Source organism: Arthrobacter sp. HY1533, from assembly GCF_027568515.1.
Classification (GTDB): Bacteria; Actinomycetota; Actinomycetes; order Actinomycetales; family Micrococcaceae; genus Specibacter.
In genome coordinates this window covers 1-15,061 of sequence record NZ_JANKZF010000031.1, presented here as the reverse complement: position 1 = coordinate 15,061, position 15,061 = coordinate 1, and the positions used below count along the sequence as shown (strand labels likewise).

Below are 15,061 nucleotides of genomic sequence, written 5' to 3'. Positions count from 1 at the left end.
GTTCTTCAGCCCCACAATTCGTGCTGCAGGGAGTCTGCGACCCAGTCTGCGAACTCCTCCGGTGTCCAGCCGCGCGCCTGCGTCAGCAGTGTGAACAACTGGGGGCTCAACAGGCCGTAAGCAACATCCATGGCCTTGGACAGTGTCATGCCAGGACGGAAGTTGCGGCGTGCACCCAGCTGGCGGGTCATCTCTGACAAAACCTCCATGCGCAGGCCCTCGTTCCTGGCATGCAGCTCGGCCACGACCGGATCGCCGGCCGCCGCGGATGCTGCCGCCAGGGTGAGGGGGGCCGTGCCCTGCAGGATGCGGCAGTTGCCGTGCACCAGGCCCCGGAGCGCCTCCTCGGCCGTGGCGGCCTGCAGGGCGGCCAGGTACCAGGTGCTCTGTGGGGGCGGTGTCGGGTCCACCGCCCCCATGGCGGCCTGGTCAAAGGCGGCCTGCAGCAGCTTGGCCTTGTTGTGGAACACAAAATACACGGATTGGACGGACATCCCGGACGCGGCCGAGACAGCTTCCATGGTGGTTCCGGTGAAGCCCCTGGCCGCAAAAAGACCTGCGGCGGCGGTGACCATGCGGGCGCGATTGGCGGCCACGCGTGCCCGCCGAAGTTCGGCCGGACGGCCCTCATTGACAGCTGGGTTCGTAGGGTCCATTCTGACAATGTACTGCATTAGAGTTTCACTCCAATGACTTTGGATCGAGGTGGGCCACATGTTCACGACGGAGGCCTCTCAGCAAACCACTGCATCACCGGCTACGGTGTGGGCAACCCTTGTGGATGTCGCAGCTTGGCCGCAATGGTACCCGGGCTACCTGTCAGCCGACGCGGAAGGCGATCTGGAACTTGGGCGCCGAGGAACTGTGACCTTGCTGGATGGCCGGCGCAGGCCCTATGAAATTTTCGACTGGCAGCCTGGGGCACTTCTGTCCTACGGGACCCAGGTTCCGGGCGCGGCCCTCCGGTTCCACTACTCCGTGGAGCCCGCAGCGATGGGCAGCCGGATTTCTCTGGCCTATACCCTTCGCGGTCCCAGCTCTCCGATCTTTGGGAGAATTTTCGGGCGCACGGTGGCCGGCTACCTGCCAGAGGCTGCCGAAAGGCTCGCCGGGGTGGCGGAGAGTCGGTCCGGCGGGTAGCGGTCTTTAATAGCTGAGAACCGGGGTCACCGAGACGTTGCTCCCGTTGATGGCCAGCTTGGCTGTGAAGTCAAAGTTTTCCGCATGCTTGAAATCCTGCAGCAGGCCGGTGAACAAGTCCTGCTCCTGGAATCCCACCTGGGCCTTCACTGTCAGCGGCGCCATGATCCACTGCCCGCCAAAGGGCGAAATGGTGATGGTCGGGTACTCCACAATGGACCATTTGATGGGGGAGGCGACACGGTTGGCGGTGTCGGCGCTCATGGGGCAGCCCGTGGGCATGAGCACGGCTTGCTTGGCACAGGTGTCCAGGTACTTGCGGACCACCCCGTCCACCTGGGCCAGGAGGTCGCTGGTGGGGCCGGTGGAAAGCCCGACGGCGGGAACCGGCTGGGCAGCCGAGGTCACGTTGCGCGTCACGGGCGGCGCCGCAAACAATGGTGAACGGTATTCCAGCTCGTAGTTGCCCGGGTAGAACACGGCGAAGGAGTTGTGGCCGTCGGGCATGTTGGCGTCGACACCGTTGATGCTGGCCTGGTTGGCGTTCACCACCGAGGCGTGGATGCTGGGCAGTGTTGTGGGAACCATTGTCCAGCTGTCAAAGAACAGCCATTGGCGCGGACCCGGCTCAAGCGTGAAGTCCGAGGCCAGCGCGGTGCCCGCAATGGTGTAGTTGACGCTGACGCGCTTCCGGCCCTCGGGCGCGTCGACGGCCTCCCCGACGCTCACGTTCTCCAGGGCTTCCTGCGACTTGGCCAGGGCAGGCCCGTCCAGGGCCGCCGCATTGGCGTCAGGCAACTTGGCCTGCAACAGGCCAAGGGCCTTGGCCCCGTCGCCGTCCCGCAGCGCCTGCAAATAGTGGGCAACTGTCTTCTCCGGGCCGAACTCCCGGCCATTGACCACTGTGATGGTCACGATGGCGGCAGCCAGGGCCAGCATGAAGATCAGCAGCCAGGTGGTGGCAATCTTGATCAGCTGGGTCCCGTTCTTCACTCCGTCCACTGTAGCGTCAACGGGCGCGTCGGCAGGAATCCGGTAGTCCGTCAGATGCGCGATATCGTCCTCCCGGGCCCGCTCAGCGGCGGCGCTTCCGTGGCGCGGTGCCGAAGATGTCGCGCATGAGGTTCCGTCCCAGGGAGCTGCCCATGGAGCGGACCATGCTCTTGAGCCCGCCGCCCAGGGCGCCACCCAAGGCGCCCATGACTTCCCCACCCAGCCCGCCGCCGTCGTTCGAGGGGGCAGGCAGTTCAACGGGGGGAGGCGGGGGCAGCGGGGTGCCAACGGCCGGTCCCGTGCTGGGTGCCGGGGCTGCGGCGGCCGCCGCCTGGTTTTCCAGCTTTTCGTACGCGGAGACCGGGTCCACGGCCGTGCCGTACGTGGGCAGCAGGGCCGATGCGGCGATGACGGACTGGACGGTTTCCGGAGAGCTGGGCCCCATGACGGAACCGGGGGCGCGCAGGCGGGTCAGGGCCACCGGTGTGGGGGCGCCGTTTTCATTCATGACAGTCACCACTGCCTCGCCAATGCCGGCGCTGGTCAGGACCTCGGCCAGGTCATAGTCGGTGACCGGGAAGGTGGAGACGGTGGCCTTGAGTGCCTTTGCATCTTCAGGTGTGAAGGCGCGCAGTGCGTGCTGGACGCGGTTGGCCAACTGGGCAAGGACATCCGCCGGGACGTCCTTGGGGGTCTGGGTGACGAAGAAGATGCCCACGCCCTTGGAACGGATGAGCCGCACCGTTTGGGTGATGGCTGTCAGGAACGCCTTGCTTGCGCCGTTGAACAACAGGTGCGCCTCGTCAAAGAAGAAGACCAGCTTGGGCTTGTCGGCGTCGCCCACCTCGGGCAGGTCCCGGAAAAGGTCGGCCAGCATCCACATCAGGAAAGTGGAGAAAAGAAGGGGTTTGTCCTGGATGCTGGGCAGTTCCAGGCAGGTGATGACGCCGCGGCCGTCGGGTGCGGTGCGCAGGAGTTCGGCGGTGTCGAACTCGGGCATGCCGAAGAATTGGCCCATGCCCTGGGCGTCGAGGGTGATCAGGTTGCGCAGGATGACGCCGGCCGTGGCCTTGGACAGCCCACCCAGCTCAGCCAGGTCGTCCTTGCCCTCATCGGAGCTGAGGAACTGGATGACGGCGCGCAGGTCCTTCAGGTCGTACAGTTCCAGGCCCTTGGTGTCGGCGTAGTGGAACACGAGCTGCAGGCTGGATTCCTGCGTTTCGTTCAAGTCCAGCACGCGGGCCAGCAGGATGGGGCCGAAGGAGGTGATGGTGGCGCGGACGGGGACACCGTTGCCGTTGCCGCCCAGGGCCAGGAACTCCACCGGGAAGGCCTTGGACTCCCACGTCTGCCCCAGCGCCTGGGTGCGTGCCGTGAGTTTCTCGCTGCCCTCGGCCGCCGTGGCCAGGCCTGTGAGGTCGCCCTTGATGTCTGCCATGAATACAGGCACGCCAGCCGTGGAGAGCTGCTCGGCCATCATGTGCAAGGTGACTGTCTTGCCGGTTCCCGTGGCGCCGGCCACCAGGCCGTGCCGGTTCATCATGGCCAGGGGCAGGGAAACCTGCGCCTCGGGGTGGATTTCGCCGCCCACCATTGCAGCGCCGAGGGCAATGCTGGCGCCGGTGAACGTGTAGCCGGCCTGGAGCTCGGCGATCATCTCTGCAGGGGTCTTGGTAGCCATAACGAAAGCGTACCGCGCGTCATCCCAGAAGGAAGGCAACTCCAAACATTGCCGGTATGGCCAGGATGGTGGTGGCCAGCACGGTGTCCTTGGCCACGGCCACGCCAACCTGGTAGCGCTGGGCCGCCACGTACACGTTTTGTGCCGTGGGCAGCGAGGCGGCGACCACCACGGCGAACAGTGCCGCGCCTTCCATCCCCAAGGCAAAGTGACCCAGCAGGTAGGCCACCAGCGGGTGCAGGATCAGCTTGAAGGCCGTGGTCAGCAGGATGTCGGGGCGCCTGCCGTCCGCGGCAGACAGGGGCTTGGAGGTGCCCAGCGACATGCCGAAGGAGATGAGGATGGCCGGGATGGCTGCGCCTGCAATCAGGTGCAGGGGCTCGGCCACCAGATTGGGCAGCGACCAGCCCGTAGCGGCCAGCACCAGGCCGGCTGCGGTGCCCAGGATCATGGGGTTGCTGGTGATCTGCAGCAGCACCCTCCCGGGCGTGGCGCGCCGGCCGCTCGTGAGGCCGTCCAGCAGCATGAGGTAGACGGGCGTCCAGAAGGCCAGCTGGAACACCAGCACTGGCGCGATCAGGGCCGCATCGCCCAGCACGTAGGCGGCGATGGGGATGCCGAGGTTTGCCGCGTTGGCCGTGGCCGAGGACATGGCGGACAGCAGGGACTCGGCCAGGGAGCGCCTGAGCCAGAACTTCACAATCAGCAAGAATGTGGCGGCCGTGATGATGGCACTGCCGGCGGCCACCAGGAGCGGTCCGGCAAAAACAGTGTGGAGATCGGCCCTGGCCAGGGTTTCCACAAGCAGGGCCGGGCTGGCCACAAAGAAGGAAAGGCGGCTCAACACCAGCTGGGCGTTGTCGCCCAGGACTTTCCGGCGGCCCACAAACCAGCCGACGGCAATGACGAGCCAGACAACGGAGAATCCTTCGATGACGGCCAGCACCACTCCAGCATAGTGAGGCCGGGACCCCGCGCGCACAACCGCACCTTTTGCGCTTGACCGGTGTCAGGACCCCACGGGCAAGCGGGAAAGGTGCGGTCATGCGAGGAAGGTGCGGTTGTGCCTGGGGCTACAGCGCGTAGGCGGGGCGGAGCAGCCCCTCGGTGATGGCCTCGGCGGGATCTGTGCCCAGCTTGACGATTGCGTTGCCGGCATCGACGTGAACCACCGTGGGCACGTAGTCGCGCGCCTCGGCGTCGTTCATCTGGGCATAGGTGATCAGGATGACCAGGTCGCCAACGCCCACCAGGTGGGCCGCAGCGCCGTTGATGCCAATGACGCCCGAGCCGCGCTCGCCCGCAATGGTGTACGTCTCCAGCCGGGCACCGTTGGTGATGTCCACAATGGAGACCAGCTCGCCGGGGAGGATGTCCGCGGCGTCCAGGAGATCGGCGTCGACGGTGACCGAACCTACGTAGTGCAGGTCCGCGTGGGTCACGGTGGCGCGGTGGATCTTGGACTTAAACATGGTTCGGTTCATAACGGGTCAATTCTACCGCTCCGGGTCAACAGGAAGCTGTGACCTTGATTACCGCCGGCTCACGGGCGTGAGCTTGCGGCCCATGATGGCCCGGGTCAGGGCGTCCACCACCTCGGTGTTGGCGTGCGGGTTGCGGATCAGCGTGAAGTCGACGTCGCCCACGGGCGGCAGGTCGAAGCGCTTCGTGATGACTTTCAGGTCCTCGGGGATGAGCGAGGTGGGCATGACGGCGATGCCGATCCCGGCCCGGAGCGCGGCAAGGACCCCGCTGATCTGCTTGGTGGTGCACGTGACCCGCCACGTGCGGCCGGCATTCTCCAGGGCGTCGAGGGCCAGCTTGCGGCTAAGGCTGGGGGCCGGGTAGGCGATAACCGGAACCGGTGCGCCGGGTTCCAGCACCGTCTGCTCCAGGCCCACCCAGGCAAAGGTGTCCTGCTTGACCACCTCGCCCTCCTGCGCGCCGGACACCCACTTCACAAACACCAGGTCCAGCGCCCCTGCCTTCAACCGTCGGTGCAGCTGGTCGCTCTGGCTGACGGTGAGCTCCAGGTTGATCTGCGGGTACAGCTGGCGGAACTCGCGCAGGATCCGGGGCAGGCCCGTAATGGCGAGGTCGTCGGCCGTGCCAAAGCGGAGCCGGCCGCGCATGGCGGCGCCGGAGAAGTAGCGGATGGCGGCGTCGTTCGCGGCCAGGATGGAGCGGGCAAAGCCGGCCATGGCGTCGCCGTTGTCGGTCAGGCGAAGCTCGCGGGTGTCGCGGGTGACCAGGATGCGGCCCGCGGCCTGCTCCAGTTTCCGCACGTGCTGGCTGACCGTGGGCTGGCTGATTCCCAGCCGTTCCGCGGCCCGGGTGAAATTGCGGGTCTCGGCCAGGGCCAGGAAGCTCTTGAGCTGGACCGGGTCAAAAGTGGGCGCATCAGGCATGGCATTTCCTCGGCACTATTATGGATCTCAATAGTATTTATAGGGATCATACACTTTCAGCATAGCTGCGGCCGACCTATGGTTGAAGGGTAAGGCTTCTCCGCCCCCGAGTCCCAGGACCAGACCGTTGACTCCCCCCGCAGCGCCCCAGAATGCAGCCCTGACAGCCCCCATCAACCTCGTGACAACACGCCCGCCGTGGAGTCAAACATTCTCTTCCCTCAAGATCCGCAATTACCGCATCTTTGCCACGGCCAATATTGTGGCCGTCATTGCCTTGTGGATGCAGCGCGTGGCCCAGGACTGGATGGTGCTGGAACTCTCCGGCTCCGTCACTGCCGTGGGCATCACTGTTTTCATGCAGTTCATCCCCTCCCTGGTGCTCATGCCGCTGGGCGGCATACTGGCCGACCGCTATTCCAAGCGCTTGATCCTGATGATCAGCCAGGCCGCCGCCGGTGTGTTGGCCGCGATCATGGCCGTGCTGGCACTGACAGGGAACCTCGAGGTCTGGCACATCTACCTCATCGCCTTTGTGCTGGGCCTGGTGGTGGTGGCCGACCAGCCCGCCCGCCAGGTCTTTGTAAACGAGCTGGTTGGCCCGGCGCAGCTGCGCAACGCCATCAGCCTGAACTCCTCCATCTTCCAGCTGGGCGGCATGGTGGGTCCGGCCGTCAGCGGCATCTTGATCATGGCCGTGGGCGGCGGCTGGGCGTTCGCCGCCAATGCCCTGGCCTGCACCATCACAGTGGTCTCGCTGATGCTGATCCGGCCCGGCGAACTCGTCAAGATGCCGCCGGTCAAGCGGGCCAAGGGACAGCTCATGGAAGGCGTGCGCTATGCGCTGCGCAAGCCCACCATCTTCTGGCCGGCCGTCATGGCAGCCGTCTTCGCCGTCTTTGGCCTGAGCCTGCCGGTGCTGATGACCGCCTATGCCAATGACATTTTCGACGCCGGTGCCGGAGGCTACGGCCTGCTGAACACGCTCGTTGCGCTCGGCGCCCTGGGCGGGGCGCTGGCCTCCACCCGCTTTGCCACACTGCGCCTGCGCGGGGTCATGTCCGCCGCCGGGGCCTACGGCGTGCTGCTCATGGTTGCCTCGCTGGCACCGAACATGGTCTCCTTCGGCGCCGTCATGGTTGTGTCGGGCTTTGCCTCGCTGCTGTTTCTGACCAGCGCCAACCAGCTTGTGCAGATGTCCACGAACGTGGCCATCCGCGGACGCGTCATGAGCCTGTACATCATGGTGCTCATTGGCGGCCAGGCCCTGGGTGGCCCGCTCATGGGCTGGCTGGCCGAGCAGTGGGGTGTGCAATGGGCAACCGTGGTGGCTGGCGGCATGCCTGCCCTCGCCGCGGTGGTGATTGGGCTGGTGCTGGCCAAGCGCGGCCAGCTGGCCCTGCGCTTCAACTTCCGCAGCGCCCGCAACCCGGTGTTCATAGTGCCGAAGGCGGGCTGAGACAGGATTCAACCGTGCAGGCGCGGCGGGCCCAGGGCGTCGTGGAGCACAGTGGCCACGGCGTCCAGGTCCGCCAGCTCGCATTCCCACACAGTGACGGTTCGCCAACCACTGCCGGCCAGGGCAGCAAGGGCCTGTTCGTCGCGTTCCACCGTCCGTGTGCGCTTGGCTTCCCAAAACTCGGCGTTGGTGGCCGGTTTGTGGGTGCCATTGGGGCAGCCGTGTGAGTGCCAAAAGCATCCGTTGACAAAGACGGCCAGGCGGCGGCCGCGGAACACCAGGTCCGGGGTGCCGGGCAGGTCCCTGGCATGGAGCCGGTAGCGGTAGCCCTGCGCAAACAGCAGCCGGCGCACCAGCATTTCCGGCTTGGTGTCCTTGCTGTGGATGTGGGACATGACGCGGCTGCGCTGTTCCCTGCTCAGGGAATCAACCATGCGCCCATGCTACGCGCGGATCCTGTGCCTGCAACGGCATGCTTCAAGGGGCCCGTGGAGGGTCCTTTTACACAGTGCGGGACTAAAATTGTGGGTACGGAAACTCCTTTCGCAGTACCTTGCCGGCTTGACGGTCGACCCTGACTTGCCGGTGACACCATGCAAATACCAAACAACCCGCCGGCGCCGCTCCCGCATGCCTCGGCCCGCAACAATCCCGTCATTGAGTCGTATGCCGCGTTGCTGAAAGGTGTGCGGGCCGCCGGACTCATGCGCCGCCGTCGAACTTTCTACGCCTTGCTGTTTGGCGTGCTCCTGCTGCTGTTTGCCGGCGCCGGGACCGGCTTTGTGCTGCTGGGGAAGACGTGGTTCCAGCTGTTGATTGCCGCAGTCCTGGGGCTCTTGTTCACCCAGTTCGCCTTTCTGGCCCACGAGGCCGCCCACCACCAGGTGTTCGCCTCGGGCACCGCCAACGACTGGACGGCCCGGATCCTGGGGCCGTTGCTGGTGGGCATGAGCTACGCCATGTGGGTCAAAAAACACACGGCACACCACCAGGACCCCAACACCAAGGGCAAGGACCCCGACATCCACACAGGCGTGGTGGCCTTCCACGAGGAAGGCGCCGCAACAAAGCACGGCATTGCCGCCGCCGTCACACGGCATCAGGGCACGCTGTTGTTCCCCCTGCTCCTGTTCCTGGGTTTCAGCCTGGTCCTGGACTCGGCGAAGACACTGTTTGGCCGGCGGGGAGTCCGCTACAGGTATGTGGAGATCGGGTTGCTGGCGCTGCGCTTTGGCCTGTACCTGGCGGTGTTGTTTGTCATGCTGCCCTGGGGCATGGCGCTTGCATTCATTGCCGTGCAGATGGGTGTTTTTGGCTTCTACATGGGTGCCTCATTTGCGCCCAACCACAAGGGCATGCCCATCCTCGAAGCCGGCAGCCGCCTCGACTTCCTCACGCGGCAGGTGGTGACCGGCAGAAACATCCGGGGCGGCTTTTTCATGGACATGCTCATGGGAGGGCTGAACCGGCAGGTGGAGCACCACCTCTTCCCCGACATGGCACGGCCCGAACTGCACCGTGCCGGCGCATTGGTCCGGGAGGCCTGCGGGCATAACGGCATTGTGTTCACCGAGACCGGGCTCATGCAGTCCTACGCCATTGTGGTGCGCTACTTGAACCGGGTGGGGCTGTCCGCCGCGGACCCCTTCGACTGCCCGCTGGTGCGGCAGTTCCGGTGAGCTACCCCTGCGCCAACGGCAGGTGCGGATATTCCGGGCGGCGCCGCTGGAACTCGAGGATGGCAGGGTTGGCGATGACGCCGCCGGAAATCTCAATGGCGCGTGAAATCGTGTCGCTTTCGGCCCAGGCATCCGGGCCCGCCAGCACTGTTTCAACAAATGGCAGCAGGCCCTCGCTGATCTCCCACGTTGCGGAATTCCACAGGTAGCTGGGGCTGTGGTCCACTGCGTAGTAGTTGATGTTGTCGCCCACCGTGAACATGGGGTTGGTGAAGGTGGTGTTCCGGGCCCAGCTGAAGCCCATGCCCTCGTCGCAGGAAACATCGACTATGAGGCTGCCCGGGCGGAAGACGCCGAGGTCCGCCTCATTGAGGTAGGTCATGGGTGCGTTGGGGTCCTGCAGGGTGCAGTTCACTACGATGTCCGCCTCGGCGAGGAAGCCCGCCAAGGGAACGTCGCCGTCCTCAAGCATGACAAAGCCGGTGTGCGGCGGCTCCGGCGCGAAATCAAATTGCACCATCTCGGCCGAGTGGATGGGCGCGGCCACGGCGGCAACGCTGCGGCTTGTCAGCACCTGCACCTCGCTGATGCCCAGAGCCTTCAGCGCCGTCACGGCACCGCGGGCGGTGGCGCCGAAGCCAATGACAACGGCCTTCAGTCGGCGCCCGTAATCCCCTGTGGAACCCGTCAGGGCCAGGGAATGCATCACCGAGGAGTAGCCTGCGATCTCATTGTTCTTGTGGAAAACGTGCAGGCCGAAGCCGCCGTCGGACGCCCAATGGTTCATGGCCTCAAAGGCAATCAAGGTCAGCTTCTTGTCAATGGCCAGCTGCGTGATGGCCCGGTCCTGGACGCAGTGCGGCCAGCCCCACAGGATCTGACCGTCCTTCAAGTCGGCCAGGTCGGAGGCCTGCGGCTTGGGCAGCAGGATCACATCAGCTTGCGCAATGACCTGCGTGCGGGAGGCGACGGTGCCCACGTGGGTGGCCAGGACGTCGTCGGACATGCCGAAACGGGTGCCGTAGCCCTCCTCAACCACCATGCGGGCGCGGGTCACCTCATCCAGCCGGGAAAAGTGCTCGGGGTGGATTGGCAAGCGCCGTTCATCGGGCTTGCTGGAGCGGCCCAAAATGCCGAGCCGCAAGGCGGCGGAGTGGGAGTTTTCTGCTGTGACTGGATCGAACTGCATGGTGGCTCCTCTGTGGGAAGGCCCAACCGGGCCCTCCCTTGCGACCCTACACGCACGCGTGGCTTAACGGACTGTGGCCCCCGGAAATCCGGGGGCCACAGTCCATTCACACAGAGCGGGCGACGGTGTGTGATCTCAGGACATAGTTCCCAGGTGATACTTCCCCGATGTCTCGAGACATGGTTCCCACTTCGGTCGAGCATTGTTTATGGGAAAGAACAAAGTGATTGTGTTGGCCGTGCTGGAGGCAGGGATGTCGCAGTCGGAGGCTGCCCGCCGCTACGGGGTCTCCCGGCGGTGGGTGTACGAACTGTTGCGCCGCTATGCCCGGGACGGCGACGCCGGATTGGAACCGGGTTCCCGGGCACCGCATTCCAACCCGCACCAGGTCCCGGAAACCATCCGGGCCCGGATTCTTGCCTTGCGCCACGAGCTGTCCTCCGCCGGGCTGGATGCCGGCGCGGCCACGATCGCCTGGCACCTGGAACAAGAAGACCTGGAAGCACCGGCAGTGGCGACCATTGCCCGGTTGCTGCACCAGGCCGGGCTCGTGGTTCCCGAGCCCCACAAACGCCCCCGGTCCTCAATGCGGCGCTTTGAAGCCGCCCAACCCAACGAGACGTGGCAGTCAGACTTCACCCACTGGCACCTAGGCAACAATCAGGACGTGGAGGTGTTGAACTTTCTCGATGACCACTCCCGCCTGCTCCTGGGCTGCACCGCACACGCCCGGGTCACCGGCCCCATCGTGGTGGAACAATTCCTCGCCTGCACCGCCCGCTATGGGATACCGGCTTCAACGTTGACCGACAACGGCATGGTCTACACCACCCGGTTCTCCGGGGGAAAGGGCGGACGCAACGCCTTCGAATACACGCTGGATGTGTTGGGCGTGAAGCAAAAGAACGGCTCCCCGAACCACCCACAAACCCAAGGCAAGATCGAGCGGTTTCACCAGACCCTCAAGCTCTGGCTCGCCAGACAACCCGCGGCCTGGACCCTGGAGGAACTCAACACCCAGCTGCGGGAATTCCAGCACATCTATAACGACCAGCGCCCCCACCGGGCACTGAACAGAAGAACACCAGATGCGACTTACCGGGCAATACCGAAAGCAGTGCCGCAACAACTGCAAGGCCAGGAACAATTCCGGGCCCGCATGGATCGCATCGATGAGACAGGCACGGTGAGCCTGCGCTACGGAGGAAGACTCCGCCATCTCGGCATCGGACGTGCCTACAAACACGAGAAAGTTCGCATTCTCGTCAAGGACAAAGACGTCATCGTCATCCACCACGACACCGCAGAGATCATCGCCGAATTCATCCTCGACGACAGCAAGGACTATCAGGGCAAAAAGAAACACCCCGATCCGAAGACCGGGGTGTAACTATTCTGTCCCCTACAAGGAGTGGGAACGATGTCTCGGGACATAGTGGGAACTATGACCCGAGACATCACAACAGAGCGGGCGACGGGAATCGAACCCGCGTATCGAGCTTGGGAAGCTAGCGCTCTACCATTGAGCTACGCCCGCACTGGAACGTTGTGCAGCATCACGCTGCGTTTGTTCCGCTATTGATTCTAGCCGCAGCGCGGGGATGCTTATGACCAGTGACACGCCCGTTCCGGGTCAGCCGATGATGGACGCCTTGACGGCTGCGAACTCCGCGTCGGTCAGTGCCCCGGATGCGTGCAGGCTGGCCAGGCGCTCGAGCTTGGTCAACAGGTCATCGCCCGGTGCTGCCGGTGCTGCTGCGGGCACGGGCGCCGGCTGCATTTGTGCCTGCTGTGCTTGCTGCGCCAGGACGGCCTGCTCGGCGGCCTGCTGCTGGGCGGCCTGTTGGCCTGCGGCCTTGGCGTTGACGGCATTGCTGGCCGCGGTTGCTGTTCCGGCAATGACGGCGGTGCGTGCGGCCGTGCCCAGCAGTGACGGGCGGTTGCGTCGTCCAAATGCCATGGTTGTCTCCTAGATTTGATGCCGCCGGTCGGCGGGTGTCTTGATCATAGGCCTGCGCGGCCACAGTTCACCCAGCCTGGGCCATTGTTGCGGGGGTGGGGCGCCAGCTAAATGGCCGGCTCAGGCTTCTTGCCCTGGACCAGCCTGACCAGCGGCTCCACATACCGGGCGGCCACGGGCCCGCTGACGGCCATGATGAGCACATACGTCGTGGCCAGTGCGGCAAGCTCGCCCGGCACGGCGCCCGAGGCCACCGCCAGCCCGGCAATGACAATGGAGAATTCACCGCGGGCAATCAGGGCGGCCCCGGCACGGGCACGGCCGGGCACGGCAATGCCCTGCCGCTGCGCCGCCCACCAGCCCGTGGCAACCTTGGTCAGTGCGGTGACCAGGGCCAGCAGGAGCGCCACGCCCAGGACCGGGGGAATGGTGCGCGGATCGGTGTTCAGCCCGAACAGCACAAAGAACATGGCGGCAAACAAGTCGCGCAGTGGTTCCAGCACCCGGGTGGCGTTCTCGGCCGTGCCACCGGAGATGGCAATGCCGAGCAGGAACGCACCCACGGCCGCCGAGACCTGCAGGGCAGAGGCCAGGCCGGCGACCAGCAGGGCCGCACCCAGCAGCTTGAGTAGGAACGATTCCCGGTCCGGGCTGTCGAGCAGGTTTGACACCATGTGGCCGTAGCGCAGGGCGCCAACGAGAACCACAGTGATGACGGCCAGTGAGATGCCCAATGCCGTCAACCCGCCCAAGAAGGAGACTCCTGCCAACACGGCCGTCAGGATGGGCAGGTAGGCGGCCATGGCCAGGTCTTCAATGACCAGAATGGACAAGATGACGGGGGTTTCCCTGTTTCCCAGGCGGCCAAGATCGGCCAGCACCTTGGCAATGATGCCCGAGGAGGAGCTGTAGGTGATGCCTGCCATGACCAGGGCCCCGACAGGGCCCCAGCCCAGGATCAAGGCCACGGCGATGCCGGGAAGCATGTTCAGCACCAAGTCCACGAGCCCCGCGAGCCAGGACTGCCTCAGGCCCGTGACAAGCTCCTTGGCCGTATATTCCAAACCAAGCATAAGCAGCAGCAGGATGACGCCGATCTCGCTGGCAATGTGCGCGAAGTCGTCAATTCCGCCTAGGTTGACCAGCCCTCCCTGGCCAAAAGCGAGCCCGCCCAATAGGTACAGGGGGACGGGCGACATGCCAATGCGGCCCGCCAAACGACCCAAGAAACCGAGCCCAAAGAAGACAATCCCGAGCTGGATGAGGGAGAGGGTCGTAGCTTCCACGGCGGCTCTTACAACCGCGACTGCAGGATCTGGGCAGCGGCCGCCAGGCCCTCATCCGTGCCGACAATGACAACCAGGTCGCCCACGTGCAGCACGGCATCGGGCCGCGGCGAACCAATCACATCGCCGTCGCGCAACAGAGCAACTATGGAGGTCCCGGTGACGGTGCGCATCTGCGTTTCACCCAGGGTGCGCCCGGCAAAGGCGGAACCCTTGCGGATCATGATCTGGTGGGTGCTGATGCCTGAAACGTTTTCCTGCTCGGCCGTGAGCTGCGCAATGAGCTGGGCGGAACCGAGCAATGATCCCAGGGCGGCGGCCTCTTCGGCACTGAGCGGAATGGACGCGGCGCACGCGTCGGGATCGTCAATGCGGGACAGGATGAGCTCGGTGGCGCCGTCGCGATGGGTCACAACGCCGACGCGCCGTCCGGTGGCGAGGCGCAGCTCGCGGCGAACGCCAATTCCGGGAAGAGGCGTCTCTTCAATATTCATGTTTCTTACCTTAGCTGTGGGCTTCCCCAATACACCCCTGTAACAACGCCGGAATTGGTGGAAATAGTCCCGCTGCGGCATCCACCGGGGGAGGGGCGGGGACGGTGGATGCGCTATTTTTAGAGGGTGCTGATCTCTGACCGCGACATACGTGCCGAAATTGACGCCAAGCGCATTGTCTTGGACCCCTATGACCCTGCCATGGTGCAGCCGTCGAGCGTTGATGTGCGCATCGACAGGTACTTCCGGCTCTTCGACAACCACCGCTACGCCCACATTGACCCAGCGGAAGAGCAGCCCGAGCTGACCCGCATGGTGGAGGTTGACCCGAACGAGGCCTTCATCCTGCACCCGGGCGAATTTGCCCTGGCCTCCACTTACGAGACCGTGACGCTGCCGGACAACGTTGCCGCACGCCTGGAGGGCAAGTCCTCGCTTGGCCGCCTGGGCCTGCTCACGCACTCCACGGCCGGCTTCATCGACCCCGGTTTCTCTGGCCACATCACGCTGGAGCTTTCCAATGTGGCCACCCTGCCCATCAAGCTGTGGCCGGGCATGAAGATTGGCCAGCTGTGCTTCTTCCAGCTCAGCTCCCCGGCGGAGAACCCCTACGGGACCGGCCCGCACCAGAACCGCTACCAGGGCCAACGCGGCCCCACGGCCTCGCGGTCCTTCCTGAACTTCCACCGCACCACGATTTAATATCAGGACACTTTCGACGGCGGGGCGGCACCCTCACCAGGGAGGTTTACGCCCCCCGGGGACAGTTAAT

General features: G+C 64.9%; 16 protein-coding genes and 1 tRNA gene. 5 read left to right on the top strand and 12 right to left on the bottom strand.

Annotated elements, in window-relative coordinates; translation table 11 throughout:
- Positions 1 to 5: 5 nt before the first annotated feature.
- Positions 6 to 656, bottom strand: a complete 651-nt coding sequence (locus tag PCK14_RS16885; protein WP_269939683.1) for a TetR/AcrR family transcriptional regulator — start codon at positions 654 to 656, stop codon at positions 6 to 8.
- Positions 657 to 714: 58 nt separating this feature from the next.
- On the opposite strand from PCK14_RS16885, the gene PCK14_RS19380 reads away from it, so the two are divergent.
- Positions 715 to 1,140, top strand: a complete 426-nt coding sequence (locus PCK14_RS19380) for an SRPBCC family protein (RefSeq protein WP_442864747.1) — start codon at positions 715 to 717, stop codon at positions 1,138 to 1,140.
- A 6-nt stretch (positions 1,141 to 1,146) separates the two neighbouring features.
- On the opposite strand, the gene PCK14_RS16880 is transcribed toward PCK14_RS19380, so the two are convergent.
- The 5 genes from PCK14_RS16880 to PCK14_RS16860 all read right to left on the bottom strand — a co-directional run bounded on the left by PCK14_RS16880 (position 1,147) and on the right by PCK14_RS16860 (position 6,222).
- Complete coding sequence (locus tag PCK14_RS16880) at positions 1,147 to 2,133, bottom strand: hypothetical protein (RefSeq protein WP_269939682.1); 987 nt, start codon at positions 2,131 to 2,133, stop codon at positions 1,147 to 1,149.
- An 82-nt stretch (positions 2,134 to 2,215) separates the two neighbouring features.
- The gene (locus PCK14_RS16875) at positions 2,216 to 3,814 is read right to left on the bottom strand and encodes a helicase HerA-like domain-containing protein (protein ID WP_269939681.1); all 1,599 of its coding nucleotides are present in this window, start codon (positions 3,812 to 3,814) and stop codon (positions 2,216 to 2,218) included.
- Positions 3,815 to 3,833: 19 nt separating this feature from the next.
- Positions 3,834 to 4,760, bottom strand: coding sequence for an AEC family transporter (locus tag PCK14_RS16870; protein WP_269939680.1), 927 nt, complete (start codon positions 4,758 to 4,760; stop codon positions 3,834 to 3,836).
- A gap of 127 nt (positions 4,761 to 4,887) precedes the next feature.
- Entirely contained in the window at positions 4,888 to 5,298 is a 411-nt protein-coding gene (gene panD / locus PCK14_RS16865) for an aspartate 1-decarboxylase (protein WP_269939679.1), read from the bottom strand.
- A gap of 48 nt (positions 5,299 to 5,346) precedes the next feature.
- Complete coding sequence (locus tag PCK14_RS16860; protein ID WP_269939678.1) at positions 5,347 to 6,222, bottom strand: LysR family transcriptional regulator; 876 nt, start codon at positions 6,220 to 6,222, stop codon at positions 5,347 to 5,349.
- 127 nt (positions 6,223 to 6,349) lie between these two features.
- On the opposite strand from PCK14_RS16860, the gene PCK14_RS16855 reads away from it, so the two are divergent.
- Positions 6,350 to 7,681 carry an MFS transporter gene (locus PCK14_RS16855; protein ID WP_269939677.1) on the top strand — a complete coding sequence of 444 codons (1,332 nt, stop codon included), beginning with the start codon at positions 6,350 to 6,352 and terminating at the stop codon, positions 7,679 to 7,681.
- An 8-nt stretch (positions 7,682 to 7,689) separates the two neighbouring features.
- On the opposite strand, the gene PCK14_RS16850 is transcribed toward PCK14_RS16855, so the two are convergent.
- Complete coding sequence (locus PCK14_RS16850; protein ID WP_269939676.1) at positions 7,690 to 8,115, bottom strand: very short patch repair endonuclease; 426 nt, start codon at positions 8,113 to 8,115, stop codon at positions 7,690 to 7,692.
- A 159-nt stretch (positions 8,116 to 8,274) separates the two neighbouring features.
- Here PCK14_RS16850 and PCK14_RS16845 point away from each other — a divergent pair, with 159 nt between their 5' ends.
- Positions 8,275 to 9,360, top strand: a complete 1,086-nt coding sequence (locus PCK14_RS16845) for a fatty acid desaturase family protein (RefSeq protein WP_269939675.1) — start codon at positions 8,275 to 8,277, stop codon at positions 9,358 to 9,360.
- A gap of 1 nt (position 9,361) precedes the next feature.
- Here the strand turns inward: PCK14_RS16845 and PCK14_RS16840 are convergent, their stop codons facing one another.
- Positions 9,362 to 10,549 (bottom strand): N(5)-(carboxyethyl)ornithine synthase, encoded by a 1,188-nt coding sequence (locus PCK14_RS16840; RefSeq protein WP_269939674.1) that lies wholly within the window; start codon positions 10,547 to 10,549, stop codon positions 9,362 to 9,364.
- Positions 10,550 to 10,757: 208 nt separating this feature from the next.
- Between PCK14_RS16840 and PCK14_RS16835 the strand changes: the two genes are divergently transcribed.
- Positions 10,758 to 11,939 (top strand): IS481 family transposase, encoded by a 1,182-nt coding sequence (locus PCK14_RS16835; protein WP_269939673.1) that lies wholly within the window; start codon positions 10,758 to 10,760, stop codon positions 11,937 to 11,939.
- 76 nt (positions 11,940 to 12,015) lie between these two features.
- Here the strand turns inward: PCK14_RS16835 and PCK14_RS16830 are convergent.
- From PCK14_RS16830 to PCK14_RS16815, 4 genes are all read right to left on the bottom strand, one after another.
- Positions 12,016 to 12,086, bottom strand: a tRNA-Gly gene (locus PCK14_RS16830).
- Positions 12,087 to 12,182: 96 nt separating this feature from the next.
- On the bottom strand, positions 12,183 to 12,509 hold the full coding sequence (locus tag PCK14_RS16825; protein ID WP_269939672.1) for an SHOCT domain-containing protein: 327 nt from the start codon (positions 12,507 to 12,509) through the stop codon (positions 12,183 to 12,185).
- Between the two features lie 107 nt (positions 12,510 to 12,616).
- Positions 12,617 to 13,795 carry a cation:proton antiporter gene (locus PCK14_RS16820; RefSeq protein ID WP_269939671.1) on the bottom strand — a complete coding sequence of 393 codons (1,179 nt, stop codon included), beginning with the start codon at positions 13,793 to 13,795 and terminating at the stop codon, positions 12,617 to 12,619.
- Positions 13,796 to 13,803: 8 nt separating this feature from the next.
- Positions 13,804 to 14,289: a cation:proton antiporter regulatory subunit gene (locus tag PCK14_RS16815; RefSeq protein WP_269939670.1), complete on the bottom strand. Its 486-nt coding sequence runs from the start codon at positions 14,287 to 14,289 to the stop codon at positions 13,804 to 13,806.
- 126 nt (positions 14,290 to 14,415) lie between these two features.
- Here PCK14_RS16815 and dcd point away from each other — a divergent pair, with 126 nt between their 5' ends.
- Entirely contained in the window at positions 14,416 to 14,991 is a 576-nt protein-coding gene (gene dcd / locus PCK14_RS16810; RefSeq protein WP_269939669.1) for a dCTP deaminase, read from the top strand.
- Positions 14,992 to 15,061: the final 70 nt, after the last annotated feature.

Bases quoted from the DNA above. Each gene is read 5' to 3' on its own strand.
- PCK14_RS16835 (WP_269939673.1), top strand. From the start codon at position 10,758: ATGGGAAAGAACAAAGTGATTGTGTTGGCCGTGCTGGAGGCAGGGATG.
- PCK14_RS16845 (WP_269939675.1), top strand. From the start codon at position 8,275: ATGCAAATACCAAACAACCCGCCGGCGCCGCTCCCGCATGCCTCGGCC.
- PCK14_RS16815 (WP_269939670.1), bottom strand. From the start codon at position 14,289: ATGAATATTGAAGAGACGCCTCTTCCCGGAATTGGCGTTCGCCGCGAG.
- PCK14_RS16825 (WP_269939672.1), bottom strand. From the start codon at position 12,509: ATGGCATTTGGACGACGCAACCGCCCGTCACTGCTGGGCACGGCCGCA.
- PCK14_RS16885 (WP_269939683.1), bottom strand. From the start codon at position 656: ATGGACCCTACGAACCCAGCTGTCAATGAGGGCCGTCCGGCCGAACTT.
- PCK14_RS16860 (WP_269939678.1), bottom strand. From the start codon at position 6,222: ATGCCTGATGCGCCCACTTTTGACCCGGTCCAGCTCAAGAGCTTCCTG.
- PCK14_RS16875 (WP_269939681.1), bottom strand. From the start codon at position 3,814: ATGGCTACCAAGACCCCTGCAGAGATGATCGCCGAGCTCCAGGCCGGC.
- PCK14_RS19380 (WP_442864747.1), top strand. From the start codon at position 715: ATGTTCACGACGGAGGCCTCTCAGCAAACCACTGCATCACCGGCTACG.
- PCK14_RS16840 (WP_269939674.1), bottom strand. From the start codon at position 10,549: ATGCAGTTCGATCCAGTCACAGCAGAAAACTCCCACTCCGCCGCCTTG.
- PCK14_RS16850 (WP_269939676.1), bottom strand. From the start codon at position 8,115: ATGGTTGATTCCCTGAGCAGGGAACAGCGCAGCCGCGTCATGTCCCAC.
- panD (WP_269939679.1), bottom strand. From the start codon at position 5,298: ATGAACCGAACCATGTTTAAGTCCAAGATCCACCGCGCCACCGTGACC.